Annotated in this window: 20 protein-coding genes; 10 read left to right on the top strand and 10 right to left on the bottom strand. The window is 71.4% G+C overall.

Annotated elements, in window-relative coordinates:
- Positions 1–15: 15 nt before the first annotated feature.
- A complete protein-coding gene (locus OG257_RS32570) occupies positions 16–1,497 on the bottom strand; it encodes a helix-turn-helix transcriptional regulator (RefSeq protein WP_329213224.1) in 1,482 nt (493 codons plus the stop codon).
- 384 nt (positions 1,498–1,881) lie between these two features.
- On the bottom strand, positions 1,882–2,739 hold the full coding sequence (locus OG257_RS32565; RefSeq protein WP_329213222.1) for a metallophosphoesterase family protein: 858 nt from the start codon (positions 2,737–2,739) through the stop codon (positions 1,882–1,884).
- A gap of 278 nt (positions 2,740–3,017) precedes the next feature.
- On the opposite strand from OG257_RS32565, the gene OG257_RS32560 reads away from it, so the two are divergent.
- Positions 3,018–4,622: an acyl-CoA carboxylase subunit beta gene (locus OG257_RS32560; protein ID WP_329213220.1), complete on the top strand. Its 1,605-nt coding sequence runs from the start codon at positions 3,018–3,020 to the stop codon at positions 4,620–4,622.
- A 143-nt stretch (positions 4,623–4,765) separates the two neighbouring features.
- Complete coding sequence (locus tag OG257_RS32555; protein WP_329213219.1) at positions 4,766–5,827, top strand: NAD-dependent epimerase/dehydratase family protein; 1,062 nt, start codon at positions 4,766–4,768, stop codon at positions 5,825–5,827.
- Between the two features lie 3 nt (positions 5,828–5,830).
- Here the strand turns inward: OG257_RS32555 and OG257_RS32550 are convergent, their stop codons facing one another.
- Positions 5,831–6,937 (bottom strand): sensor histidine kinase, encoded by a 1,107-nt coding sequence (locus OG257_RS32550; RefSeq protein ID WP_329213216.1) that lies wholly within the window; start codon positions 6,935–6,937, stop codon positions 5,831–5,833.
- Positions 6,934–7,794, bottom strand: a complete 861-nt coding sequence (locus OG257_RS32545) for a response regulator transcription factor (RefSeq protein WP_329213215.1) — start codon at positions 7,792–7,794, stop codon at positions 6,934–6,936. Before OG257_RS32545 ends, OG257_RS32550 begins: the two co-directional genes overlap by 4 nt.
- A gap of 123 nt (positions 7,795–7,917) precedes the next feature.
- On the opposite strand from OG257_RS32545, the gene OG257_RS32540 reads away from it, so the two are divergent.
- The 3 genes from OG257_RS32540 to OG257_RS32530 are packed head-to-tail and all read left to right on the top strand — an operon-like array spanning position 7,918 to position 10,132.
- Positions 7,918–8,622, top strand: a complete 705-nt coding sequence (locus OG257_RS32540; protein WP_329213213.1) for a glycosyltransferase family 2 protein — start codon at positions 7,918–7,920, stop codon at positions 8,620–8,622.
- Positions 8,619–9,296 carry a TIGR04282 family arsenosugar biosynthesis glycosyltransferase gene (locus OG257_RS32535; RefSeq protein WP_329213211.1) on the top strand — a complete coding sequence of 226 codons (678 nt, stop codon included), beginning with the start codon at positions 8,619–8,621 and terminating at the stop codon, positions 9,294–9,296. The genes OG257_RS32540 and OG257_RS32535 overlap by 4 nt, the downstream gene beginning before the upstream one ends.
- 26 nt (positions 9,297–9,322) lie before the next feature.
- Positions 9,323–10,132 (top strand): class I SAM-dependent methyltransferase, encoded by an 810-nt coding sequence (locus OG257_RS32530; RefSeq protein WP_329213209.1) that lies wholly within the window; start codon positions 9,323–9,325, stop codon positions 10,130–10,132.
- A 325-nt stretch (positions 10,133–10,457) separates the two neighbouring features.
- On the opposite strand, the gene OG257_RS32525 is transcribed toward OG257_RS32530, so the two are convergent.
- Positions 10,458–11,768 carry a molybdopterin-dependent oxidoreductase gene (locus OG257_RS32525; RefSeq protein WP_329213207.1) on the bottom strand — a complete coding sequence of 437 codons (1,311 nt, stop codon included), beginning with the start codon at positions 11,766–11,768 and terminating at the stop codon, positions 10,458–10,460.
- Positions 11,769–11,968: 200 nt separating this feature from the next.
- Here OG257_RS32525 and OG257_RS32520 point away from each other — a divergent pair, with 200 nt between their 5' ends.
- Positions 11,969–13,363, top strand: a complete 1,395-nt coding sequence (locus OG257_RS32520) for a hypothetical protein (RefSeq protein WP_329213205.1) — start codon at positions 11,969–11,971, stop codon at positions 13,361–13,363.
- Between the two features lie 179 nt (positions 13,364–13,542).
- Positions 13,543–15,294, top strand: coding sequence for a glycoside hydrolase family 35 protein (locus OG257_RS32515; RefSeq protein WP_329213203.1), 1,752 nt, complete (start codon positions 13,543–13,545; stop codon positions 15,292–15,294).
- Positions 15,295–15,356: 62 nt separating this feature from the next.
- Here OG257_RS32515 and OG257_RS32510 read toward each other — a convergent pair whose 3' ends face one another.
- From OG257_RS32510 to OG257_RS32490, 5 genes are all read right to left on the bottom strand, one after another.
- Complete coding sequence (locus OG257_RS32510) at positions 15,357–17,390, bottom strand: glycoside hydrolase (protein ID WP_329213201.1); 2,034 nt, start codon at positions 17,388–17,390, stop codon at positions 15,357–15,359.
- Between the two features lie 151 nt (positions 17,391–17,541).
- Entirely contained in the window at positions 17,542–18,960 is a 1,419-nt protein-coding gene (locus OG257_RS32505) for an RICIN domain-containing protein (protein WP_329213199.1), read from the bottom strand.
- Positions 18,961–19,413: 453 nt separating this feature from the next.
- Complete coding sequence (locus OG257_RS32500) at positions 19,414–20,382, bottom strand: MASE1 domain-containing protein (RefSeq protein ID WP_329213197.1); 969 nt, start codon at positions 20,380–20,382, stop codon at positions 19,414–19,416.
- 93 nt (positions 20,383–20,475) lie between these two features.
- Complete coding sequence (locus OG257_RS32495; RefSeq protein WP_329213195.1) at positions 20,476–21,303, bottom strand: PP2C family protein-serine/threonine phosphatase; 828 nt, start codon at positions 21,301–21,303, stop codon at positions 20,476–20,478.
- Between the two features lie 253 nt (positions 21,304–21,556).
- Positions 21,557–22,546: a LacI family DNA-binding transcriptional regulator gene (locus OG257_RS32490; RefSeq protein WP_329215466.1), complete on the bottom strand. Its 990-nt coding sequence runs from the start codon at positions 22,544–22,546 to the stop codon at positions 21,557–21,559.
- 271 nt (positions 22,547–22,817) lie between these two features.
- On the opposite strand from OG257_RS32490, the gene OG257_RS32485 reads away from it, so the two are divergent.
- From OG257_RS32485 to OG257_RS32475, 3 genes are all read left to right on the top strand, one after another.
- Positions 22,818–23,744 carry a carbohydrate ABC transporter permease gene (locus OG257_RS32485; protein ID WP_329213193.1) on the top strand — a complete coding sequence of 309 codons (927 nt, stop codon included), beginning with the start codon at positions 22,818–22,820 and terminating at the stop codon, positions 23,742–23,744.
- Positions 23,745–23,747: 3 nt separating this feature from the next.
- A complete protein-coding gene (locus OG257_RS32480) occupies positions 23,748–24,716 on the top strand; it encodes a carbohydrate ABC transporter permease (RefSeq protein ID WP_329213191.1) in 969 nt (322 codons plus the stop codon).
- A gap of 62 nt (positions 24,717–24,778) precedes the next feature.
- Positions 24,779–26,113: an ABC transporter substrate-binding protein gene (locus OG257_RS32475; RefSeq protein WP_329213189.1), complete on the top strand. Its 1,335-nt coding sequence runs from the start codon at positions 24,779–24,781 to the stop codon at positions 26,111–26,113.
- Positions 26,114–26,245: the final 132 nt, after the last annotated feature.

The raw sequence follows: 26,245 nt of genomic DNA, 5'->3' as shown, positions 1-26,245 counted from the left end.
GCGCGCAGGCCGCCCTCAGCAGGCCTCGGTACTGTGTGCGTTCTCCTCGTCCAGCGGCTCCCGGCCGGCGTCCAGCCGCTCAGGCAGGTCGGTGCGCCGCCTGACGTCCAACTTCCGGTAGACCCTGGTCAGATGCTGCTCGACGGTGCTCACTGTGATGAACAGCCTGCGGGAGATCTGCTGGTTCGTGTGCCCTCGCGCGGCCAGCGCAGCCACCCGCCGCTGTGCTTCGCTGAGCACGTCGCCGTCCGTGTCCCGTGGCTCCCCGGCGTGACGGTCCGGCTCGGGGGCCGCCGCGCCCGGCCGGGCGGCGGACAACGCCTTCGCCACGGCGTGCGACGGCACAGGAGCCGCCCACGGGACGTCCGTCCAGGCGGAGGCGGCCAGGTGCCGGGCGACCTCGCCCGCCTCCGCCCCCCGCTCGTACAGCATCTCGGCGGCGCGCCGGTGCAGCCGCCTGCGCTCCTCGGCCGGCATGTCGGAGACGACCAGGCCCTGGATCCGCGGATGGCGGAGCCGACCCGAATCGGTGAGGCCGGCACCGCGCAGCAACCGCATCGCCGGCGCGGTGGAGTCCGGCGGAACGCCGAGGAGCCGGCCGAGCAGTTCGGCGGACGCCGCCCGGTCGAGCACGGCCAGGGCCCGCGCCACCTGCCGGACGCCCGGCTCGTGCCGGTAGAGGCAGTGGAGCACCGCCTGGTCGAAGGCGTCGCTGGGGACCGGCCCGTGCGCGCTCTCCCCTCCCGGGCTTCCGGCCTTCTCGTCGAGGAGGGCACGGACGAGGAGCGGGTTGCCGCCGGTGAGGCCGAGGAGACCGGCGGCCGCCTCGTGCGCGGGGCTCCCGGCCCGGCCGTAGGCGTCACGTTCGACGAGCCGGGCGACGGCGTCGACGGTCAGCAGCGGCAGGGTGTAGCGCCGGAAGGAGGGCTGGCTGAACAGCTCGGCCCGTAAGAGCGGATGGGCCGGTCGCAGCGTGGTCGTCTCGGCCAGCACGATCATGACGGGTGCCCGCCGGAACCGCCGGATCACGTACAGCAGGCACTGGAGCGAGGCCGCGTCCGCGTGGTGGAGGTCGTCCACGGCGACGGCCACCGGGTGGTCGTCGCCCAGGCCGGTCAGCGAGGTGAACACTCCGTGCAGGACCCGCACCCAGGAGGCGTCGTCCGGGGGCAGCTCCTCGCCGGCCCCGGCGGCCCGGGTGAGCCGTCCGAAGGCGTCCGCCAGGAGCTCGTCGGTCTGGGCGGCGGCCTCCGGTTCCAATGGCGCGCTGTGCAGGAGCTGCCAGATCACACCCAGCGGAAGCCCGCGTTCCGCCCTGGACCCGGCGGCGCGCAGCACCCGCCCGCCCACGGAGGCCACCCACTCTCCGAAGACCTCCAGCAACTCGGTCTTGCCGCAGCCCACGGTCCCGCTCAGGAGCGCCACCTGCCCGCGTCCCTGCTCCTGGCAGGCACGGTATGTCCGCCGCAGACGGGCCAGTTGTTCCTCGCGTTGCACCAGCACTGTGCGCGTCAGCCTCTCTCACCCCGTGACGCCGAGGCCTCAGGCACCGTCGCGCGGTGCACGTTCCCCGTCGTTCAGCCGACCTACCGGCCGGTGTACGGCAGCCGTGTGACGTCTGCTCCTGCGCCGGCCCTCTGCCGGTCTCCCCGGTCCGCGTCGGAAGTCTTTCATCCGGCAGAGTCGCAGGACAACGGCCCAAGGGCCCAACGGGCGGGCTGGGCCTGACGGTGGGTCCACGGGCCCAGTCGTTCTCTCGGGGCGGCGGGACGGCGGGGGCGCCGGGGCGCCGGAACGGCACAGCCACGGGCAGCTGACGGAGCCAGGCGCATCCCCCGCCGGACGACCGGACGACACGGGGCCCGGCCGTGCGGCGTTCCGTCAGGAGGGCTGGGCGACCGGTGCGGGCAGGACCGGGCGGAGCCGTGCGGGCGGGCCGGAGCGGCGTCGCCATTCACGCGGGTAGCCGACCGACACCTCCTCGAACCGCACACCGTCGTGCCAGGTGGTACGGGGGATGTGGAGGTGGCCGTAGACGACAGTGCGGGCGTTGTAGCGCAGGTGCCAGTCGGCGGTCAGGTCGGTGCCGCACCACAGGGCGAATTCGGGGTACCGGAGGATCCTGGTCGGCTCCCTCACCAGCGGGTAGTGGTTGACCAGCACGGTGGGCAGCCCGCCACGCTCCTCGTCGAGCCGCCGCCTCGTCAGCGCGGCGCGTGCCCGGCACCAGTCGTCGCGTCGCGGGTACGGGTCGGGGTGCAGGAGGAACTCGTCGGTGCAGACGACGCCGGTCTCCTCCGCCAGGGCCAGCGCCTGCTCCCTGGTGCGGGTGCCGGCCGGACGCCAGCTGTAGTCGTAGCCGACGAACAGGGGCGCGATCAGGACCGGATCGACTCCGTCGTCCCAGACCGGGTACGGGTCCTCGGGCGTCACCACGCCGAGGCGGCGGCACAGCGCCACCAGATACTGGTAGCGCGCCTCGCCGCGCAGTTGCACCTCGTCGTCGCGCGGGGTCCAGAGCTCGTGGTTGCCGGGGGCCCAGATCACCTTGGCGAAGCGGCGCCGCAGCAGGTCGAGGGCCCATTCGACGTCGGCGGCGTACTCTCCGACATCGCCCGCGACGATGAGCCAGTCGCCTTCGTTCTCCGGGCGGAGCTCCTCGACGAGGGCGCGGTTCTCGGCGTACACCACGTGCAGGTCGCTGATCGCCAGCAGCCGTCGGACGTCGGACCCGGCCACCGAACCTCCCGTGCTCCCACGACAACCGACCCGCGGCACGTCCTGATCCGCGTCACCGGCACACGGCCGGGCGACCGACGCTACAGACCCCCGGGCGCCCGGCACACCCCTAACGGGGAGCCCGGCCCCCTACGCGCGGCCGGCCGGGGAACGGGCGGAGCGGGCCCGGCGGAACGCACCGCCGATATAGGGGTGCGGCACGGGTACAACGCGCCCACGGCACCGTGCGACCGTGCGAGCCTACGGCGAACCGCAAGCCGTCAACGTGGTAGGTGACTATGACCGATGTGATGTGGACCGCCCCGGATCCCGCCGAGGCTCCGGTGAACCGCAAGCATCCGCGCGAGCAGGTCGCCGAACTCCTCGACACGCGGGAGCTGGCACGCGGCGGCACCGGTGACCGTGCCACCGCGGCCCAGCATGCCAAGGGCAAACTGACCGCACGCGAACGCATCGAACTTCTCCTGGACGACGGCACGTTCACCGAGGTGGAGCAGCTGCGCCGGCACCGGGCGACCGGCTTCGGGCTGGAGGACAAGCGGCCCTACACCGACGGTGTGGTCACCGGGTGGGGCGAGGTGCACGGCCGGCTCGTCTTCGTCTACGCCCACGACTTCCGCATCTTCGGGGGCGCGCTCGGCGAGGCCCACGCGCAGAAGATCCACAAGATCATGGACATGGCCATCCGGGCGGGCGCGCCCCTGGTCTCCCTCAACGACGGCGCGGGCGCCCGTATCCAGGAGGGCGTCAGCGCCTTGGCCGGCTACGGCGGCATCTTCAGCCGCAACACCCGGGCCTCGGGCGTCATCCCGCAGATCTCGGTGATGCTCGGGCCGTGCGCGGGCGGCGCGGCCTACTCCCCCGCGCTCACCGATTTCGTCTTCATGGTCCGCGGCACCTCGCAGATGTTCATCACCGGCCCCGACGTGATCCACACCGTGACCGGTGAACGGGTCACCCAGAACGGTCTGGGCGGCGCCGACGTGCACGCGAGCGTCTCCGGCGTCGCGCACTTCGTGTACGACGACGAGCAGACCTGCCTCGAGGAGGTCCGCTACCTGCTGTCGATGCTGCCGCTGAACAACCGCGAACTGCCGCCCGCCGCGCCCACCTCCGACTCCCCGGACCGCCTCTGCGAGGCCCTCCTCGACCTGGTGCCGTCCGACAGTAACCGCCCGTACGACATGCGCGCCGTGATCGAGGAACTCGCCGACGAGGGTGAGTACCTGGAGGTGCACGAGCACTGGGCGCACAACGTGCTGTGCGTCCTGGCCCGGCTGGACGGCCAGGTCGTCGGCTTCGTCGCCAGCCAGCCCCAGTGGCTGGCCGGCGTCCTGGACATCCCGGCCTCGGAGAAGGCGGCCGGTTTCGTGCAGTTCTGCGACTCGTTCAACATCCCGCTGGTCACGTTGCTCGACGTGCCCGGCTTCCTGCCGGGGGTCGATCAGGAGCACGGCGGGATCATCCGGCACGGGGCGAAACTGCTGTACGCGTACTGCAACGCCACCGTGCCGCGGATATCCGTCGTCCTGCGCAAGGCGTACGGCGGCGCGTACATCGTGATGGACTCCCGTTCGATCGGCTCCGACCTGGCGTACGCGTGGCCGACCAACGAGATCGCCGTCATGGGCGCGGAAGGCGCGGTGGACGTCGTCGCCCGCCGCGAGATCGCCGCGGCCGACCATCCGGAGACGACCCGGGCCAGGAAGATCCGCGAGTACCGGGACGAGCTGATGCACCCGTACTACGCGGCGGAGCGGGGCCTGGTGGACGACGTGATCGACCCCCGCGAGACCCGCTCGGTGCTCATCAGCTCCCTGCGGATGCTCTGCAGGAAGCATGCGGACCTTCCCCAGCGCAAGCACGGCAACCCGCCCATATGACATCGACGGCGCTCCTCGGCCACCGGGCGCGGATCCCCTCCTTCGGAGGTAGCCGGGGACCCGTGCGGGCCAACCGCTTACGGTCTCGTGACGTGCCGGTCCGGAGGCGGAGGATTCCGCTCCGGGCGTCCTAACGTGGGCCTATGCGTGTACTGGTCACCGGCGGCGCCGGGTTCATCGGTTCGGAGATCGTGCGGACGCTCGTGTCGGCCGGGCACGAGGCGGTGGTGCTCGACGCCCTGCTCCCCTCGGCGCACGGCGGCGACGGCCGGGGCGGCGGGCTGATCGTGGCGGACGTACGTGACCGCGAGGCCGTGGACCGTGCGCTGCGGGGAGTGGACGTGGTGTGCCACCAGGCGGCGATGGTCGGACTGGGCAAGGACTTCGCCGACGCCCCGGAGTATGTCGGTTGCAACGACCTGGGAACAGCCGTGCTGCTTGCCGCGATGGCCGCGGCCGGCGTGCGGAGCCTGGTGCTCGCCGGCTCGATGGTGGTCTACGGGGAGGGCCGCTACACCTGTCCCCGTCATGGCGGGGTCCGGCCGGGCCCACGGGCGGAGGCCGACCTGGCGGCGGGCCGGTTCGAACCGCACTGTCCTGACTGCGGTGCCGAGTTGGAGTCCGGGCTGGTCGCGGAGGACGCTCCCGCCGACCCGCGCAACGTGTACGCGGCGACCAAGCTCGCCCAGGAACACCTCGCCGCGGCCTGGGCGCGCGCGACGGGCGGACGCGCGATGTCGCTGCGCTACCACAACGTGTACGGACCGGGGATGCCGCGCGACACCCCGTACGCGGGTGTCGCCTCCTTCTTCCGTTCGGCCCTGGCCCGGGGCGAGCCGCCCCGTGTCTTCGAGGACGGCGGCCAGCGGCGGGACTTCATCCATGTGCGGGACGTGGCCGCCGCGAACGCGGTGGCGCTGGAGGCGGTCGCGGGACGCGGGCCGGGCAGTTTCGCCGCGTACAACACGGGAAGCGGACAGCCGCACACCATCGGTGAGATGGCCGCCGTGCTGGCTTCGGCCCACGGCGGCCCGGCGCCGGTGACCACCGGTGAGTACCGGCTCGGGGACGTACGTCATGTCACGGCGGACTCGCGACGGCTGCGGGACGAACTGGGCTGGAAGCCGGAGGTCGGGTTCGCCGAGGGCATGGCGCAGTTCGCGGCGGCGCCTCTGCGGGAGGCGGCCGCGGGTCTGTCCGTCTGAGGCTCACGCCACCGGCAGGGTCACCTCGAAGCAGCAGCCGCCGGTTACGTTGCGGACCTCCGCCCGGCCGGCGTGTGCCTCGACAATCCCCCGCACGATGGCGAGCCCGAGTCCCGCGCCGGCCGGTGGTGTACGGGCATGGCTGCCGCGCCAGCCGGTGTCGAAGACCCGGGGCAGGTCCTCCTCCGGAATGCCTCCGCAGCCGTCGGTCACCGAGAGGACGACCCCGCCGCCCGTGCGTTGCGCGGCCACGGCGACGGTGCCGTCGGCGGGGGTTCGGCGGATCGCGTTGATCAGGAGGTTGCCCAGGACCCGGTTCATCTCCTTGCCGTCGACCTCGACGGGCACCGCCTCGACCCTGCCGCCGACCAGCCGCACACCGTGCTCACGGGCCAGCGGGTCCGCGCCGGCGAGCGCGTCGCCCACCAGATCGTGGACGGAGATCCGCGTGGGGCTCAGGGTGAGCGAGCCGGCGTGGATGCGGGAGAGTTCGAAGAGGTCGCCGACCATGTCGTTCATCCGCTCCACCTCGGTGCGTATCTGCCGCAGATAGCGCCCGGAGTCGACGGCCATGCCGTCCTCCAGCGCCTCGGACATGGCGCGCAGCCCGGCGAGCGGGGTGCGCAGGTCGTGCGAGATCCAGGCGACGAGCTCGCGCCGCGAGGTCTCCAGGGCGCGCTCCCGCTCGCGTGAACTGTCGAGCTTGGCACTGGTGGCGGCCAGTTCACGGGTGAGAGCGGCGAGTTCGGCAGTGGCCGGGGCCGCGGGGGCCGCGAAGGTGCCGCCGTCGCCGAAGGAGCGGGCAGCGAGGGTCAGATCGCGGCTCCTCGCCGCCACCCAGCGGCCCAGCAGCATCGCGGTGACGAGCGAGACGACGGCGGCCATGGCGAGGACCGTCGTGACCACCGTCAGGTCGTGCGGCGACAGGAACATCGCCCAGGCGACGGCCAGTGTCCCGGCGAGCATCGCGGTGACGGCGACGGCGGCCACGACGGTCAGCGAGACGACGAGCGAACGGTGCCGGGACAGCCGCAGCACGAGTGCGCCGAGCAGTCCGGCCGCGGCGGCGCCCAGGAAGGCGAGGAGCGCGATGAGGAGGGTGTCGGTCATGACGGTGTTCCGGAGCCGTCGCCGGAGTCGATGGAGGAGGCGGTGGCGGTGGTGGTGGTGGCGGCCGGGTCCGGGGGCAGGTCCAGGCGGTAGCCGACACCCCAGACCGTGCGGATCAGCTCCGGGCGGGCCGGATCGGCCTCGACCTTCCCGCGCAGACGGCGGACGTGGACGGTCACCGTCGACAGGTCCCCGAAGTCCCAGCCCCAGACCCCGCGCATCAGCTCCTCCCGGGTGAACACCTGCCCCGGGTGGCTCAGGAGGAAGGCGAGCAGGTCGAACTCCCGCAGGGTGAGGGCCAGCGCCCGGCCCTCCCACGTCGCGCGTCTGGCCGCGGGATCGAGGACGAGACCTGCGCCTTCGAGCAGCACGGAACGGCCGCCGGATGTCGCGGTCGCCCTGACGCGGCGCAGTACGGAGTCGACGCGCAGGACAAGTTCGCGGGGGCTGAAGGGCTTGGTCACGTAGTCGTCCGCCCCCGTCTCCAGGCCGAGGATGCGGTCGTCCTCGTCGCCGCGCGCGGTCAGCATGATGACGGGCACCGGTCCCTGTGCCCGCATGCGGCGGCAGACCTCGAAGCCGTCCATCCCGGGGAGCATCAGGTCCAGGACGGCCAGGTCGGGGCGACGTGCGGTGAACTGCTCGAGCGCGGCCGGGCCGTCCGCCGCCCGGGCCACCTCGTACCCCGCGCCGGTCAGGTATCCGGCGACCACCTCCGCGACGGTGGGGTCGTCGTCCACGACGAGTACGCGGCCGCGGGCTCCCGGTTCCGTACCGGTAGCCCGCGAGGGGTTCTCCTCCGCCGGGGACACCCCGCCGGCGGGGACGGGCGGCGGGGTGTCCGGAGTCGTCTGCATGTCCCCACCTTGGCATCCGCGGCGCGGAGCAGGGGACGCCCGTGTGCCGCTGCCTGACGACGTCCACATTTCGTAAGAATCTGGAACCCGAATTGTCCGTTTTCGCTCCGTAGGGTGATCCGCGTGACCCTTCCTTCCGATACTTCCGCTCTCTGTGCCGACGTCGTCCTGCCGTGTCTGGACGAGGCCGCCGCGCTGCCCGGGGTGCTGGCCTCGGTCCCTCGTGGCTGGCGGGCGATCGTCGTGGACAACGGCTCCACCGACGGCTCGGCGGAGCTGGCCCGGTCCCTCGGCGCGACCGTGGTGCATGAACCCCGGCGCGGGTTCGGCGCGGCCTGTCAGGCCGGGCTTCTCGCCTCCGAGGCGGAGTTCGTCTGCTTCTGCGACTGCGACGGTTCGCTGGATCCCGGGCTGCTGCCCGACTTCGTCCGCCGGGTCGCCGACGGTGAGAGCGATCTGCTGCTCGGCCGCCGCCGTCCCGAGGAGCGCGGTGCCTGGCCGCTGCACGCGCGGGCGGGCAACGCGGCTCTGGCCCGCATGCTGCGCCGCCGTACGGGACTGCGACTGCACGACCTGGGGCCGATGCGGGCCGCGCGCCGGGCCGATCTGCTGGCGCTCGATCTCACCGACCGGCGCAGCGGCTACCCGCTGCAGATGGTCGTGCGCGCGGCCGACGCGGGATTGCGGGTCGCCGAGACGGACGTCCCGTACCTGGCGCGGACGGGAAAGTCGAAGGTCACCGGCACCTGGCTGGGCACCTGGCACGCGGTGCGCGACATGCGCGCCGTGCTGAGTGAGCCACCGGTCCGGGCGGGGGCCTCCCGATGAGGGCGGCCGGCGCCGGCGCCGCCCGCCCGGCCCCTGCCGGGTCGACGAACCTGCTGGTCATCTGCAAGGAGCCGCTGCCCGGCCGGGTCAAGACCCGGCTCACTCCGCCCTTCTCGCCCGCCGAGGCCGCTCGGCTCGCCGAGGCCGCCCTCGGCGACACCCTGCGTACCGTCGACGAACTGCCCGCCGCGCGGCGGGCGGTCGTCCTGGACGGGGCGCCCGGACCATGGCTGCCACCCGGCATCGAGGTGGTGGCACAGAGCGCGGGAGGTCTCGACGAACGGCTGGCCGCCGCGTTCGGCGCCTGCACGGGGCCGACGCTCCTGATCGGCATGGACACCCCACAGATCACCGCGGCCGATCTGGCCCCCGTGCTGTCCCCGGCCGCCTGGGACGGCTGCGACGCCTGGTTCGGCCCTGCCGAGGACGGCGGGTTCTGGGCGCTGGGCCTGGCGAATCCCGATCCCGAACTCCTGCGCGGTGTACCGATGTCCGTACCCGAGACCGGTGCCGTGCAGCGGCGCAGGCTGGTCGACGCCGGGCTGACCGTTCGCGATCTTCCCCGGCTGAGGGACGTGGACACGGCTGCCGATGCCGTCGCGGTCGCCGCCCTCGCGCCGTACGGGCGGTTCGCCGCCGAGCTCGCCCGGCTGACCGGGACGGCGGTCCGATGAACCGCGCAGGCCCGGACCGCGGTCCGATGAGCCGCACAGCCCCGGACCGCGGTGTGACGATCCCGTCGCGACCGGACGTCACCTCATGGGGCACCGACCCGTACGCCAACGCGCTGCGCGACGGACACGGGCCGCTCTTCCTGCGCCGTACGGACGGCTGGCTGCTGCCGCTGGACGTCGAACGCTGGTGCGCCGACGCGGACGCCGCGGACCTCTCGGCGCTGCGGCGGTGCGAGGGCCCCGTCCTGGACATCGGGTGCGGGCCCGGGCGGCTGGTCGCGGCGCTGGCGGCCCGCGGCCACCGCGCACTCGGCATCGACGTCAGCGAGGCCGCGGTCGACCGCACCCTGCGGCTCGGAGCTTCCGCCCTGCACCGGTCCGTCTTCGAACCGCTGCCGGGCGAGGGGCGTTGGGGCACCGTTCTCCTCGTCGACGGCAACATCGGCATCGGAGGCGATCCGCGGCACCTGCTGCACCGCACGGCCGACCTGCTCGCCCCGGGCGGACTCCTCATCGCCGAGACCGCGCCGCAGGACATCGACGAACGGGTCCGGGTACAGCTGGACGACGGACGCGCCTCCGGCCCCGGACCGGCACGGACCGCCCCGTTCCCGTGGGCCCGGCTCGGCACACCCGCGCTGAAGAGGTACGCCCGCCCCCATGGGCTGCACTGCGTCGATCAGTGGGACGCGGCCGGCCGCTCCTTCGTCTCCCTGCGGCGCAGCCGGACCGTCCGGACCACGAGCCAGAGCCCGGACACCAGGAACAGCCCGGCCGTGATCAGCAGCCAGTTCCCCAGGAACACGTCGGGGGACAGTCCGCTGGCCGGCTCGTAGCGCTCCGCCTGCCGGGTGATCAGCGGGAACCACACCAGCAGCAGGAGTCCGGAGATGAACGCCGGCACGCGGACGAAGTTCACCGAGGCGGAACGCGGGCGGAGGGTCCTGCGCAGCAGCAGGTCCGCCGACGCGTAGACGGGAACCAGCACCAGGTCGTGCACGAGGGCCGCTCCGACGAACCACACGATGACGCCGAGTGTGTCCCCCTCCAGCAGCCGTACACCCGCGTATCCGGCCAGGGCGAAGGAAGCGGCCATCAGGACGAGGTGCAGCGGGCCCTCCCCGTACCAACGCCGCAGGAGGGCGCGGGGGTCCGTTCTGTTCACAGCTCTCCGAAGGTCAGCCGGGTCACCCATTTGGTGTTGAGTACGCCGGGCGCGGCCGGGACGATGGTCCGCGCCGGGTATCCGTGATCGAGCGACAGTTCCTCGCCGTTGACCTGCATCGCCAGCAGCGAACGCGGGTCCCGCACCTGGTTGTCGCGGAGCGCCGCCCGGCGGAACGGACCGCTGCGCTGGACCGATTCGACCAGCACCCCCGGTGGCCGGTCCGGGTACCCGGCGAGCGCCGCCAGATCCCTCAGCCGTACGCCGCGCCACCACTGGTCCGAGGTGGACCAGCCCTCCACGCACGCGATCGGAAGCGCCGCGCTGTGCTGGTCCATGGCCAGCAGCTGCTCCCGGGTGAACCGGAGGTCCCCGGCCGGCCCGCTGACGGTGAGCCACCAGCCCTCCCCCGTATCGGCCGTGGTGACACCGACCGCGGCGGCCGTCTTGTTGATCTGGAAGCCGTTGGGTCCGGAGCCCGGCTCGGCGGCACCGTGCGGGGTGAGCACCGCGAGACGCCTCAACGGTCCGTCGAAGCTCCGACCGGCCGATGTGACCAGCAGGACCGCTGAGCCTGCACCCACCATGGCCAGCGCGCCGCGCCGGGACAGGGTCGGCGTGGCGGGAGCGGGAGCCTCCAGCCGGTCCCCCCGGACCGCCCCGCTCAGTCCGCCCGACCGCAGCACCCGAACGGCCTGCGGCACCCGCAACCCCGCGTGGGCGAGGAACGCGGCGAAGAACACCCACGCCCCGTAGAAGTGCAGCGGGTAGAAGGAGCCCGGGAACAGGTACTCCAGCTGGATGTTGAGCAGCCCGGTGAGGAATTCGAACAGCGCCCCGCCCACGAGCAGCAGCAGCGAGATCCGCTCCAGCGCGTGCCCGAGGGAGCGGGCCGGCGGCAGCGCGAAGAGCTGGGGAACCACCGACCAGAGCTTCGCCAGCAGGACCGGGACGAGCACGATCCCCACGGTGACGTGGAGCCCCTGCGTCAGCCGGTACAGCCAGTGCGGATCGGTCGGCCAGGCGAAGAGGTAGAAGCCGAGCAGGCCCTTGTCGGGCGTCTTGTCGTTGACCGGATTCAGGTCCGGGTTGTAGGCGGCGTACGACAGGAGGCCCGTCACGAAGAGCAGCGTGATCCCGACGAGCAGGACGAGGCCGAGCACCGCGGTGAACCGCACTCCCCGTACGGGGCTGCGCCAGAACCCGGGCGCCGAGGGGAGCCGTTCGGGAATCGTCGCGGCACGGCCGGAGAGGAGCCGGGAAAGGGAAGCGGGGAGTGTCGGACTGTTCCGACGGCTGTCGCCCATGTCCCGACGCTATGCCCGCGGGACCTGGGCGGGGCGGGTGCGACTCCTGACGAAACGATGACGTCACCCCTGGGACGTACGGGCCCGGCACCCCGCCCCTCCTGCCGGAAGGCCCGTCGGAGCTGCCCGGAATCTGACGGTTCGGTGACGCGCCCCGCCGGCGCCCGTCACCGCCGCCCCGCCGTGCGTACGGTGCCTGCGTGAAGACCGAGGACCGTACCGAGCACACCACCGAGCCGATGCCCGCACCGCGCTCCGGGCACCGCCGCGACCTGGCGGCGGTCGGCGCGGGCATCGTGCTGGTCACCGCCGCCGTGCTCGTCGGCCACGCCATCGAGAACGCCGACCACACCCTCTACGTCCGCTGGGCGCCCCTGTTGGCGACCTGGTACCCGCACGTCGGCCCCGGTACGGTGGCCGCCCCCGCCGTCGCCGTGGCCGTCGTCGCGTACGGCCCCGTCCTCGCCGGCCGGCTGGGCTGGCGTGCACTGCTCCTCAGTTGCTACGCCGCCTCCCTCGCCTGGGTCTTCTCGCTCGCGCTGATCGACGGCTGGGAGCGTGGCGTCGCCCTACGTCTCACCACGAAGCACGAGTACCTGGGAGTCATCGGCCGCTTCGACGACATCGGTGCCGCTCTGCGGGGCTTCGACGACCACATCCTGATCGGACCGCCGGGCAACTGGCCCGCCCATGTCGCCGGACACCCGCCGGGCGCCACCCTCACCTTCGTCCTGCTGGACCGCATCGGGCTCGGCGGCGGTGCCTGGGCCGGGGTCTGGTGCATCGTGACCGGTGCGTCCGCGGCGGTGGCCGCCCTGATCGCCGTCCGTGCCCTGACGGACGAGCACACCGCCCACCGCGCCGCGCCGTTCGTCGTCCTCGCACCGGTCGCGGTCTGGGCCGGTACCTCGGCCGACGGCTACTTCACCGCGGTGGCCGCGTGGTCCGTCGCCCTGCTCGCCCTGGCCGCGACCCGCACGGTCCGCAGCCCCGCAGCCGCCGCTCTGGGTGCGGGACTGCTGTACGGGCTGGTCTGCTACCTCAGTTACGGTCTGACGCTGATCGCAGTCCTCCTCGTCGCCGTCCTCGTGCTGACTCGCACTGCCCGGCCGCTCGCCCTGTTCGCAGCGGGAGCGCTGGTCGTACCGGCCGCCTTCTCGCTCGCGGGCTTCAACTGGTGGGAGGCGTACCACCTGCTCGTCGATCGCTACTACCAGGGGGCGGGGGGACTCCGGCCGTACTCCTACTGGGTCTGGGCGAACCTCGCCTGCACCGCGATCGCCGTCGGACCTGCGACGCTCGCGGGCCTGCGCCGGACGGCGGAGGGTGTCCCCGGAGCGGTGCGCGCCCTGCGAACCGGGACGACGGCTTCGCCGCAGCGCCTGGTCCTCTTCGTGTCGGCGGCGTTCCTCGCGCTGCTGGCCGCCGACCTGTCCGGGATGAGCAAGGCGGAGACGGAACGGATCTGGCAGCCCTTCATCCTCTGGCTGCTCCCCGCCACCGCCCTCCTGCCCGGACCGCGCCGACGTGGCTGGCTGGCCGCACAGGCAGTCGTGGCCCTGACGGTCAACCACCTGTTCTGGACCGGATGGTAGGCGCGGGGCGGGACCGTGTGCGGCAGGTCCGCACGTCCGCTTGTCCCGGCGGGGTGCCCGTCCCTCCCCGCAAGGCTTGCCATGACCCTCATGTTTACGCAAACATGTGCAGGGCAGGGATTCCGGCCGCCGTGCGCCGGACCGCTCGCGCACCCCCTTGAGCACAGGAGCAGCAGCGCATGTCCGTTCTTCAGATCGACGACGGCGGATTCCGACTCGACGGTGAACCCTTCCGGGTCCTGTCCGGTGGGCTGCACTACTTCCGGGTCCATCCGGCGCAGTGGGCAGACCGACTCCGCAAGGCCCGCCTCATGGGCCTCAACACGGTCGAGACGTATGTCCCCTGGAACCTCCACCAGCCGCGTCCGGACCGGTTCCGCATGGACGGCGGACTCGACCTGCCCGCCTTCCTCGGCCTCGCCGCCGCGGAGGGCCTCCACGTCCTGCTCCGCCCCGGGCCCTACATCTGCGCCGAGTGGGAGGGCGGCGGCCTGCCCTCCTGGCTCCTGGAGCAGCCCGACATCCGCCTGCGCACCCGCGACCCCCGCTATCTCGCCGCGGTCGACGACTACTTCACCCGGCTCCTCACCCCGCTCCAGTCCTGCTTCGCCACCCGTGGCGGACCGGTACTCGCCGTACAGGTGGAGAACGAGTACGGGGCGTACGGCGACGACTCCGCCTACCTGGAGCACCTCGCCGGCTCGCTGCGCCGCTGCGGTGTCGACGTGCCGCTGTTCACCTGCGACCAGCCCGCGGACCTGGAGCGTGGCGGGCTGCCGGGGGTCCTCGCCACGGCCAACTTCGGCAGCCGCTCCACCCAGAACCTCGCGGCTCTGCGCGCGCACCGGCCGACCGGACCGCTGCTGTCCACGGAGTTCTGGATCGGCTGGTTCGACCGCTGGGGCGGCCACCACGTGGTCCGTGACCCGGACCAGGCCGCACAGGAGCTGGACGAGGCCCTGGCGGCCGGGGCCTCGGTGAACCTCTACATGTTCCACGGCGGTACGAACTTCGGCTTCACCAACGGCGCCAACGACAAGCACACCTACCGGCCGACCGTCACCTCCTACGACTACGACGCCCCCCTCGACGAAGCCGGGGACCCCACCGAGAAGTTCACCGCGTTCCGCGAGGTCATCGCCAAGTACGCGCCTGTCCCCGCAGAGCCTGTTCCCGCGCGCGCGGACAAACTCTCCCTGTCAGCAGTGGCGTTGGACGAGAGTGCCGGCCTGCTCGACTGGGCTCCGAGCCTCGGTGACGCCGTCGAGTCCCTGAATCCGCTGACGATGGAGCAGCTCCGGCAGGACTTCGGATTCGTCCTCTACGAGACGGTCCTGGCGGCCGCCGGACCCGCCCTGCTCGAACTGGAGCAGGTCCGCGACCGCGCCCAGGTCTTCCTCGACGGCCGGAGCGTCGGGGTCCTGGAGCGGGAGAACCACGAGCACGCCCTCTCCTTCACCGTGCCCCGCGCGGGCTGCGTCCTCAGCGTGCTCGTCGAGAACCAGGGCCGCGTCAACTACGGACCGGGCATCCACGACCGCAAGGGGCTGCCCGGCAGGGTCGTGCTGGACGGCACGGAGCTCGTCGGCTGGACCAACCGGCCGCTGCCGCTGACCTCGCTCGACGGGCTGGGCTTCGCAGCCACCACCACGGCGCCGACCGGTCCGTCCTTCCACCGCGGGACCTTCGAACTCTCCGGTACGGCGGACACCTTCCTCCACCTCGACGGCTGGACCAAGGGCAGTGCGTGGATCAACGGTTTCGCACTGGGCCGCTACTGGTCCCGCGGCCCCCAGCGGTCCTTGTACGTACCTGCGCCGGTGCTCCGCGAGGGCACCAACGAGATCGTCGTGCTCGAACTGCACGCGGCCCATCGCGCCCGTACCGTCGACTTCCGGGAGACTCACGATCTCGGCCCCACCGACGAGTAGGAGCAGGTCCGTCACCGGGCGGGCACCGGCCCGGAGGCCGGTGCCCGCCCGGCGTTCAACCCCTATCCGTCCGCCGCGAGGCCGCGGAAGGTCCACGACTGGTTACTGCCCGTCGTGGGCCGGTAGACGCCGACGGGGGCTCCGTCGCTCGTGGCGGCTCCGGTGACGTCGAGGAGCTTGCCGGTGGCCCTGTTGATCAGCGTGGCGTGGCCGTCACCGGTGGTGGAGCGGATCCACTGCTGCTCGGGCGAGGATCCGGGCGCCGCGAAGCCGAGCACGCCCCCCGACACGGAAAGGGCCTTGCCCGTCCCGACGTTGGTGACACGGTAGGCGGCGGTGCTGCCCCAGTCCGCCGGGGCCGACTTGGTGAAGGTCCACTGCTGTGCGGCGTCGGCGGGGTCGGAGGTGCGCTGCACCGGTGCGGCCGTGCCGCTGACCGTGCCGACGGCGAGCGCCATACCGCTGTTGTCACCGACCAGTTGACGGGGCGCCCCGATGGGGGCCGTGGCGGCAGCGGTGTTCACTCCGGCGACTCCCGGCAGGACGAACGTCGTGACGGATCCGGCGCCGACGGTGGCCTTCAGGCTCCTGCCCGCCGTGGCCACGTCGCTCTCGCGCTGCAGGTTCTTGGTGGCGTCGGTGGTGTAACGCTCGACGGGGGCGCTGCCGACGCTCCGGAATCCGTTCAGGTCGAGCGTGATGTCCTGCGCCGCACCCGTGGTGTTGGTGTGGACGACGACGGCCCCCTGTCCCCCGGGTCGCAGCGCGGCCAGGGTGTGGGCGTCGTCGGTGTTGATGACGCGGGCACCCGGCCGGACGAAGCGGCTGTAGTTGGCCATCGCCCAGTACTTCTTGTTCTTGCGCAGCGGTTCGGTCGCCGCGTCGGCCGGGGTGAAGTCCGTCTGGATCAGGCCCCAGTTGGAGTTCTCGTGGGCGGGGGTCATGTTCTCGTAGTCCTCGACCGCCTGCCACAGCACCCATGCCCGGGGTTCCAGCTCCCGTATGTCGTCGTTGATGCGACCTGCCAGGTCCAGCGCGGGGCTCATGTCGGTGAAGCTCTGCGGGACACTGCCGCCGACGTCCACCTCGGACATCCACAGCGGTGTGGCCTCGCCCTTGGCTATGTCGCGCACGCCGGTGCGGCCGTTCGTCCCGTACGTGTGCGTGTTGAGCCGGCCGACTGCGTCGCGGACCCCGGGTGCGTACGACTCCCAGTTGGAACGGAACAACCCGGGATTCGTCTCGTCCATGGCCGCAACCGGGGTGGTCACGCCCTTCGCGTCCAGGTCGGCACGGAGAGTGGAGATCATGCGGGCCTGCGAGGCCGGATCCCAGTGCGAGCCCTCCTGGCCACCGCCGGCGTGCCAGTAGCCGGTGTTCGGCTCGTTGACCGGTGAGACGGAGTCGAACTTCACGCCGGTGGAGTCCTGCGCGCGCTGGAGGGCACCGGACAGATAGGCGGCGAACTTGTCGAACTGATCGGCGCGGAGATTGTCCTGCGAGCCGTCCACTGCGCCGGAGACGAGACCGCTGTTGGTCATGAAGTAGGGCGCGGAGTTCGAGAACGCTTCGAAGGTCTGCGCGCCGCGGGCCTTGGCCGCGGTGAGCCACCAGCGCTGGTTGGCATCCGCGTCCGCGTTCCAGTGGTCAGGGTCGGCCGGGTCCCACCAGCCCGGGGACTCCGGTCCCGGCCGGTTCCAGTAGCCGGGGACCGCCGCTCCGGCACGCATGTAGGGAGCGGTGTCGGGGCTGTCGCCGCCGCCGATGTTGTAGCGGGCGATGGTGAACCCGAGCCCGCCCGCGCCGTAGAGGTCGTCGGCCAACTTGTCGCGCTGGGCGTCGGGCCAGCCTCCGGTGACGTTGGCGAACCACGCGAGTGCCGTCCCCCATCCCTGGAACGACGGCTGCTGGTAGCTGGGGTCGAGACGGACGGTCAGCGCGGCGGCCTGCGCTTCGGTCGCGGTGGCCCGGGGTGCGGTGAGACCGGTCGCGGCGACGGCGGCTGCGACGCCGGTGACGGCGAGTGCCGCGGCAGGACCGCGTAAGCCGGAGCGGCGGCGGGGACGGGGCACTGACTGCTTGCGGGTGGGAACCACGTGCTACTCCCTGATGAGTGGGGCTGATGGATGCGGTGGCCGGGCGGATCCCGATGGCGCTGCGCCGCTGCGGTGCGCGGGCATGCCGGGGCGTGCCCCGCGCGGACGGGTGAGGCCGCGCGGGGGGAGTCGAGGGATGGCCCGGCGCCGGTCAGGCTGCCGTGCGGCGCCACTTCTGGTTGTCGCCGGTGTTGCAGGTCCACTGCGCCAGAGCGGTGCCGTCGGAGGTCGACTGGTTCACCACGTCCAGGCACTTGCCGCTGTGGCGGGCGACGAGCCGGACGTACCCCGTGGTGGCCGACGACTGGACGGTCCACTGCTGGGACGTCCGGCCGTTGCAGGGGTTCTGGACGGCGGACGCACCGTCCGCGGTCGAAGAGCCGCTCACGTCAAGGCACTTGCCGCTGTGCCTGGCCATGATCTGGACATGTCCCGTGCCGAGATCCTTGATCCAGAAGTGCTGGTTGACGCCCGCGCCGCAGCCCCACTGGACCAACTGCGCCGCATCGCTCATGGCGAAGTCGGCCACATCGGCGCACCTGCCGCTGTGGCGGGCCGTCAGCGTCTCCCAGGTCGCGTTCATGCCGGCGACGGTCCCGGTGGTGGTGTCCACGGTGATGTTCGGGGAGTAGTCCATGGTCATGGTCGTGCCGGTGGGGAACGTCAGCGGCAGCCAGACGTACCGGGAGTCGTTGACCGTGCCGCCCATGGAGTTGCCCCAGCGGTCGCCCATGTAGAGGTAGCTCGTGCCCTGGGTGCCCTGGACCGGCAGCACGTAGGCGGTCTGGCTGCGGTAGGCGGTGGAGTCCCCGATGTCCTTCAGACCGCTCCAGGTGCCCGTCATGCTCGTGGCGGTGCCGTACTTCTGCTGGTTCGGGGACCATCCGGTGGCGCCGGAGGTCAGCAGGAAGTAGACACCGTCCCGCTTGAACACCGCAGGCGCCTCTCGCGACTGTCCTGCCCAGAGCTTCTGCACCTGGGACGCCACAGCGGTGTAGTCCGAGGTCAGCCTGTACACGTGCAGGTCGGCGTTCTCGTTCGCGGCCGAGATCATGTAGCCGGCGCCGTCGGTGTCGACGAAGGTGGTGATGTCACGGGACATGTGGCCGAGCGGGCGGAAACTGCCGCGCCACGTGTAGTCGCCGTCCACCGTGGAGGAGACGGCGACCGCGGCCCGTGCCTCGCCGTAGTCGGTGGAGCTCTCCTTGTGCATCCACATCACGAACTGGCCGGTGGCGCTGTTGTACATGACCTTGGGCCGCTCGATGTTGGCGGACTCGAGCTCCGGGTCGGTGGCCTGGGTGAGGACGTGGTTGCGGAACTCCCACGTCTTCAGGTCGGTGGAACGGTAGGCGGAGACGTACCGGAAGCTGTTGTCGGCGTTCCGGTTCTCGCCGAACCAGTAGTAGTACTGGCCCACCTTGACGACTCCGCCGCCGTGGGCGTGTACGGGGTCACCGTTCGGATCGCTGAACTGCGTCGCGTTGGCAATGGTCACCGGGGCGGCCTGGGCGGTGCCGGCTCCGCCGAGGAGTGCCAGGAGGAGGGCGGACAGGACGGCAAAGACCATTGCCGTACCTGGATTCCTGTGTCGCGTCATCACGTACCTCTTGCTGTCGGTCGGGCAGGGGTTCGCGCGCTTCGGGCGCGAAGGAGGCCGATCGGTGGGGGGAGCGCGGTCGTGCGTGGGTCTGCGCCGGACGGGACCCGAAGGCAGCGGCCGGGGACGAGCGAAAAAAGGGGCGCCGCCGTGTCAGGTCGAGCCGTCACCCCCGATATGTTTGCGTAAACACCCGTGCTGTGGAGAGAGTTTGGAAGCAGCCCCGGGGCCTGTCAAGGACCTGGACAGGAACTCCTGCCGGTTTTCCCGTTCGTGGTGTTTACGTCAACACGCGGACGCGGACACATGCCCCCGTCGGCGAGATGGTGCTCCAGCAAGGGCGGGACAGCCCCGCCTCTGCGGCCGACGGTCCGGCGGCACCTCCTGCCCCACCGGGTCCCGTTGAGCGCACGAGCTGCGGCCTCAGGCGTCGGGGGGAGTGCCGCGGCGGGACCCGTCGTTCTGGTGCGCGACCGCGTCGGAGAGCTGCGCGCACAGGCGCTCGATCTCTTCGTGGGTGCGGTTCCGTTCGGTGACGACCGCGGTGAGGAGCAGGGCGGTGAGGGAGACCGTGCCGTTGAACGCCTGGAGGGTGACCATGTTCGTGAGGAGGTCGTGGTGGGCGAAGGGGCCGGCCATCCGCCCGGAGGCGAGGATCGCGAGCGTGGAGACGCCCAGGGCGCACGGTGCGGCTCCCGCACGTTCGAAGCGGAACGAGGCCCAGATCAGGAAGGGGAACACGAGGAAGAGCAGCGACGAGCTGCTGGCGTTGGTCGCCAGGAGCGTCACGGTCAGGGTGCACGCCGCCAGTGCCGCCGCCTCGACCCAGATCATGGCGCTGACAGCGCGTGGCCACCGGGCCCAGCGGACCACGAGCAGGAAGGGGGTGACGACGAGCACGCCCATGGCATCGCCGGTCCACCACACGGACCAGGTCGGCCAGAAGCCGCTGGCCGGGAGTACCCCTGACAGCAGGAGGGTGCCGCTGCCGATGGTCGCGCTGATCAGCATGGGAGCCAGGGCGCCGAGGAAGACCAGGGCCAGTGCATCCTGCAGACGGTCGAGGCCGTTGTGGAAACCGGCGCGGTTCAGCAGCAGGTAGGAGCAGATCGGGGCGAGGGTGTTGCCGAGGACGATCGCCAGTACCGAGGGGACGGTGGGGCCGATGGAGATGTTGACCGCGAGGGCGCCGACGGCGATACCGGGCCAGACCCGCGCACCGAACAGGAGCAGGGCGGCGACCGCGATACCGGTCGGCGGCCACAGGGGCGTGACCTGGCCGCGCACCAGCTGCTGGAGCAGTCCCAGGCGGGCGGTCGCGTAGTAGAGGGCGGCGACCGCCAGGATCGTCAGAGCAGTGGCCTTGTGCCGCCTGAGTTGTGAGAAGTCCACCACAGCAGCATCAGACACCACCCCGAGCGGTCGAAGCCGGACGGACGCGCCGACACCACGGCCATGCAGGCGGGCGGTACGCCTACGTCTGCACTACCGGGCGCCCGGCGGCCCCTCGTAGCGGACGACGAGAACGGCGGCATCGTCATCGTGTCCGGTGCGGTCCGCGACCCGGATCACCCGCGAGGCCAGGACGTCGGGCGCGACACCGTCCGAGGCGGCCACCAGCCCCGCCACCTCCGCCAGCCCCTCGTCGATCGGGTAGGCGGGTCCTTCCACCACCCCGTCGGTGAGCAGGACGAGGTAGCCGGGCTGCGTCACACGTCGGTGAACCACCGGGTAGCTCTGGCCGGGCAGAATCCCCAGGGGGACCCCGCCGGCGTCCAGGGACACACCCGAATCGCCCGCGTCGGTGCCCCACACCATCGGGACATGGCCGGCCCGGGCTATACGGAGATCGCCGCTCTGAGGTACGAAGCTCAGCAGGCAACAGGTGGTGAAGAGGTCGCCGCCGAGGGAGATCAGCAGGTCGTTGGCGCTGGTCAGCACCTTCCCGGGGTCGGCCGTGACACTGGCGAGGGCCCGCAGACTGGCCCGCGCCTCCCCCATGAAGGCGGCGGCCTCCACTCCGTGGCCCTGCACATCGCCGATGACCACGCCCGCCACCCCGTCCCTCATCGGGAAGGCGTCGTAGAAGTCTCCGCCGACGGCAAGACCGTCCTGCGAGGGCGCGTACCGGGCCGCCAGTCGGACGCCCGGAAAATCGGGCAGTTCGGAAGGGAGCATGTGCCGCTGCAGCGCCATGCCGAGCTCCGCCCGGGCCCGCTGGAGTCTGACGTTCTCCAATGCCTGATCGACAAGGCGCCCCAGGGTGAGGAGGAGTTCCTGGGTGCTGTCCGGCGCTTTGCGGTGTCGGTACATGACATTCCTGAGGATTCCGTTCCCCCTGATCAAACCCTAGCCCGGTCGCCGCCACCTGGCGCGGACGGCCGCCACCCGCCCGGCCGCGGCGGGGTGCGATCCACCCCGCCGGCATGCCGCAGCGCCACCCCCCGCCGGGCGAGGCCGGCCCGGGGGGCACCCCGCGCCGGGCGAGGCCGGCCCCGGGATCGGCCCGCCCGCCCCGAGAGCTGTCCGGGGAAGCCGTGAGCCGCAGCCGGTGGTCCGGAGAAGCTCAGACCTCCGTATACGGAGCCGTGCTCGCGCGCACGACCAGCCGGGTCGGCACCAGCGTCGTGCCGCCCTCCACGGCCTTGCCACCCAGCTCCGCCAGGATGGCGTCGACGCACAGCTCCCCCACCCGGGCGAAGTCCTGGTGGACCGTGGTCAGTGGCGGGATGAAGGAGGCGCTTTCGGTGATGTCGTCGAAGCCCACGACGCTCATGTCCTCGGGCACGCGCTTTCCGCGCTCGTGGAGTGCCCTCAGCACACCGAGTGCCATCTGGTCGTTCGCCACGAACACCGCGGTGCAGTCGGGCTCGTCGGCCAGCCGCAGGCCCGCCTCGTAGCCGGACGCGGGGGCCCAGTCCCCCCGCAGCAGGGGTGGCACCTCCCGCCCCTCCTCGCGCAGTGCCGCCTCCCAGGCGACCGCGCGGCGGCCCGCCGCGAACGACTCCTGGGGGCCTGCCAGGTGCCAGACCGTACGGTGCCCGAGTTCGAGGAGGTGGCGCACCGCCGTCCGGGCGCCCTGGTGCTGGTCGGTGTCCACCACATGGAACCGGTCGCCGGCGTCCGAGTCCACGACGACGACCGTGACATGCGGCGGCAGGGTCAGCAACGCCGTGTCGAGCAGGTGCACTTCCATGATCAGGACGACCGCGTCGACCGCGAGTTCGTCGAGCCGCGTGAAGGCTCCTCTGACGTTGTCCTGGGTCGGGGCGTCGATCGGGATCAGCGTGACCGCGTACCCCGCGTGCGAGGCGAACTTCGCGATGGCTTCCAGGGTCCGCACGTTGCCCGTACTGGACAGGCTCATGGTGATGACGCCGATGGTCCGGAAGTCGCCGCGCTTGAGCGCGCGGGCGGCGCTGTTGGGCCGGTAGCCGAGCTCCTTCATGGCGTCCAGCACCTTCTGCCGGGTCCGGTCGATGACGGCCGGGTCCCCGTTGGACACCCGGGAGACCGTCTGCGACGAGACGCCGGCGACCCGGGCGACGTCAGCCATCGACACCCGGGGCTGCCTGCCTTTCGCGGCGCGCCGACCGCCCTTGTCCGCCGTCTCCGCACGAGCGGCCGCGTCTTTCTCCGTCACCGGTCTTCCTTCCATCGACTCCCACTCCATGCTTGACGACCCCCACCGGGAGTGTCACCATCACGCTACCGATGATTACGTAAACATTTCTCATCGGGCACAGCCTGATCCGGCCGCTTCCGGCCCGAAGGCCCTCGTCCCTCCTCACAACGGACCGGTCGGTCACCGACACAAGGAACCAGCCATGACGCTCCTGCCGACTCCGGCGCAGGCACTACCACCGCCCCGCGTGCGAGCGCGCTTCCGCCTCCGCAGGCAGGCCCTCGTCGGGTGGGGGTTCGCAGGTCCGTTCGTCGCGGTCTTCGGCCTCGTCTTCCTTGCGCCGATCGGATACGCGCTGTACCTCAGCCTCTTCCGCGACCGGCTCATCGGCGGGAACTCCTTCGTCGGCACGGACAACTACGAGCAGGCGCTGACGGACCCGCAGTTCTGGGAGGGACTGGCCAGGGTCGGGCTGTTCCTGGCCGTACAGGTGCCCATCATGCTGGGCATCGCACTGCTGGTCGCACTGGCCATCGACAGCGGGCGTCTGTACGGCAAGGCCTTCTTCCGCATATCGATCTTCCTGCCCTACGCGGTACCCGCGGTCGTCGCGAGCCTGATGTGGGGCTTCATCTACGGCACCCGGTTCGGCCTGGTCGGCAACATCAACGACGCCTTCGGTGTCGCCCTTCCCGACCCGCTCTCCCCCGCACTGGTGCTCGCCTCCATCGGCAACATCGTGACCTGGGAATTCGTCGGGTACAACATGCTGATCTTCTACTCGGCGCTCAAGGTCGTTCCGCGCTCGCTCTACGAAGCCGCCGCGATCGACGGCGCCGGCGAGTGGCGGGTCATCACCGCGGTCAAGCTGCCTGCGATCCGCGGCGCCCTGGTCATCGCGACGATCTTCTCGGTCATCGGCAGCTTCCAGCTCTTCAACGAGCCGAGCATCCTGCAGAAGCTCGCCCCGAACGCGATCACGAGCGACTTCACCCCCAACCTCTACACCTACTCGCTGTCCTTCTCCGGCCAGCAGCACAACTACGCGGCCACGGTGGCGATCGTGATGGGCGTCATCACCGCGATCATCGCCTACAGCGTCCAGCTGCGCGGAATGCGGAAGGGCTGAGCCATGACCACGAACCTCGCCGGAGTCGACGCGAACGCCGCGGACCCCGCCCCCGCCGGGCCCACGCGCACCTCCCGGGGATCCGGCCGGCCGGCCCTGCGGCCCCGCCGTCGCCCCCACACCCCGCTCAACCCCCGCCCCAGCATCCCGCTGACCCTCGTGACCGGACTGGTCCTCCTCTACACACTGCTTCCGCTGGCCTGGCTGGTCATCAACTCGACCAAGGACCAGAAGGGCCTGCTCGGCTCCTCGGGCCTGTGGTTCGGCGAGGACTTCAATCTCTGGGACAACATCTCCCGGACGCTGGCCTACGACGACGGTGTCTTCGTCCGCTGGCTGCTCAACACCCTGATGTACGTCGCCGCGGGAGCGGGCGGCGCCACGATCCTCGCCGTCCTGGGCGGATACGCCCTGGCGAAGTACCAATTCCCCGGCCGCCGCGCCGTGTTCGCGGTCGTCATCGGTGCCGTGGCCGTGCCGGGCACGGCCCTCGCGGTACCCACGTTCCTGATGTTCAGCAGCATGGGCCTGACGAACACCCCGTGGGCCGTCATCATCCCCTCCCTGATCTCCCCGTTCGGGCTCTACCTGATGTGGGTGTTCGCCGCCGAGGCGGTGCCCGCCGAACTCCTCGAAGCGGCCCGCGTCGACGGCTCCGGCGAACTGCGCACCTTCTTCCGCATCGCCCTGCCGCTGCTGATGCCGGGAACGGTCACCGTGCTGCTCTTCTCCATGGTCGCGACCTGGAACAACTACTTCCTGCCGCTGATCATGATCAAGGACCCGGACTGGTACCCGCTCACCCTCGGCCTCAGCGCCTGGAACGCCCAGGCCCAGACGGCAGGCGGCGAGGCCGTCTTCGACCTCATCATCACCGGCTCCCTGCTCACGATCGTGCCGATCGTCGTGATCTTCCTCCTGCTCCAGCGGTACTGGCAGTCCGGCCTGGCCGCAGGCAGCGTCAAGGAGTGAATCCGCCCCCACGCGCGCCCTCCCCTCCCCTTTCCCCGAGCACCGAACCAGGAGCACCACGCATGAGGACACTCAGCACTCGCCGGCTTCTCGCCGCCGTCGCCGCGGTCTGCGCCATCACCCTCGCCGCGACCGCCTGCGGCTCCTCCGATCCGGCCGAGGACGGCGGCGGCGCGAAGGACGTCGAGTCCGCGCTGGCGAAGGGAGGGAAGATAACGGTGTGGGCATGGGAACCCACGCTCAAGAAGGTGGTTGCCGACTTCGAGAAGAAGTACCCGAAGGTCGACGTCGAACTCGTCAACGCGGGCACCGGCGACAAGCAGTACACCGCTCTGCAGAACGCCATCGCCGCCGGCTCCGGCGCCCCCGACGTGGCGCAGGTCGAGTACTACGCCCTCGGCCAGTTCGCGATCGGCAAGTCCGTGGAGGACCTCGCCGGCTACGGCGCCGCCGGACATGACAAGAAGTTCACCACCGGCCCCTGGAACGCGGTGAAGTACGACAAGGCCGTGTACGCCCTGCCCATGGACTCCGGCCCGATGGCGCTGTTCTACAACAAGAAGGTCTTCGACAAGCACCACATCGAGGTCCCCACCACGTGGGACGAGTACGTCGAGGCGGCGCGCACCCTGCACAAGGCCGACCCCAAGACCTTCATCACCAACGACACCGGTGACGCGGGCGCCACCACCAGCCTCATCTGGCAGGCGGGCGGCCGTCCGTACAAGGCCGAGGGCACCGACGTCACGGTCGACTTCGAGGACGCGGGCACCAAGGCGTACACCAGCACCTGGCAGAAGCTGCTGGACGAGGACCTGGTCGCACCGATCAGCTCCTGGAGCGACGAGTGGTACAAGGGCCTGGCCGACGGCAGCATCGCCACCCTGTCCATCGGTGCCTGGATGCCTGCCAACTTCACCTCGGGCGTCGCCTCCGCGTCCGGCGACTGGCGCGTGGCCCCGCTCCCCCAGTGGACGAAGGGCAGGACGGACAGCGCGGAGAACGGCGGCAGTTCCCTCGCCGTACCGAAGGCCGCCAAGAACAAGGAACTGGCCTACGCCTTCGCCGAGTACGCGACCACGGGCGCCGGCGCCACGGCCCGCGTCAGCGAAGGCGCCTTCCCCGCCACCCGGGCGGACCTGGAATCGAAGACCTTCCTGGAGACCGCGTTCCCCTACTTCGGCGGCCAGCAGGCCAACAAGGTCTTCGCCGACTCGGCCCGCAACGTGGGCAGCGACTGGTCGTACCTGCCGTACCAGGTGTACGCGAACTCCGTCTTCAACGACACCGTGGGCAAGTCGTACGTCTCCTCGACCCCTCTGTCGCAGGGGCTGGAGGCCTGGGAGCGGTCCAGCATCAAGTACGGGACCGACCAGGGGTTCAACGTCAACAAGTAGTCCGGGGAACGGGGCGGCGGCTGTGCGGAACGTCTTCCGCACAGCCGCCCTCCCCTGACCCGCAGCGGTCTCCAGGCCTGGCTGAGCAGGGACTTGGGTTCCTGGGAGTGTCGGTGAGCTGTGTGATGATGC

It is taken from the genome of Streptomyces sp. NBC_00683 (assembly GCF_036226745.1).
Taxonomy (GTDB): domain Bacteria; phylum Actinomycetota; class Actinomycetes; order Streptomycetales; family Streptomycetaceae; genus Streptomyces.
The sequence above is the reverse complement of the archived record's forward strand: the minus strand, read 5'-3'. Positions and strand labels throughout refer to the sequence as shown.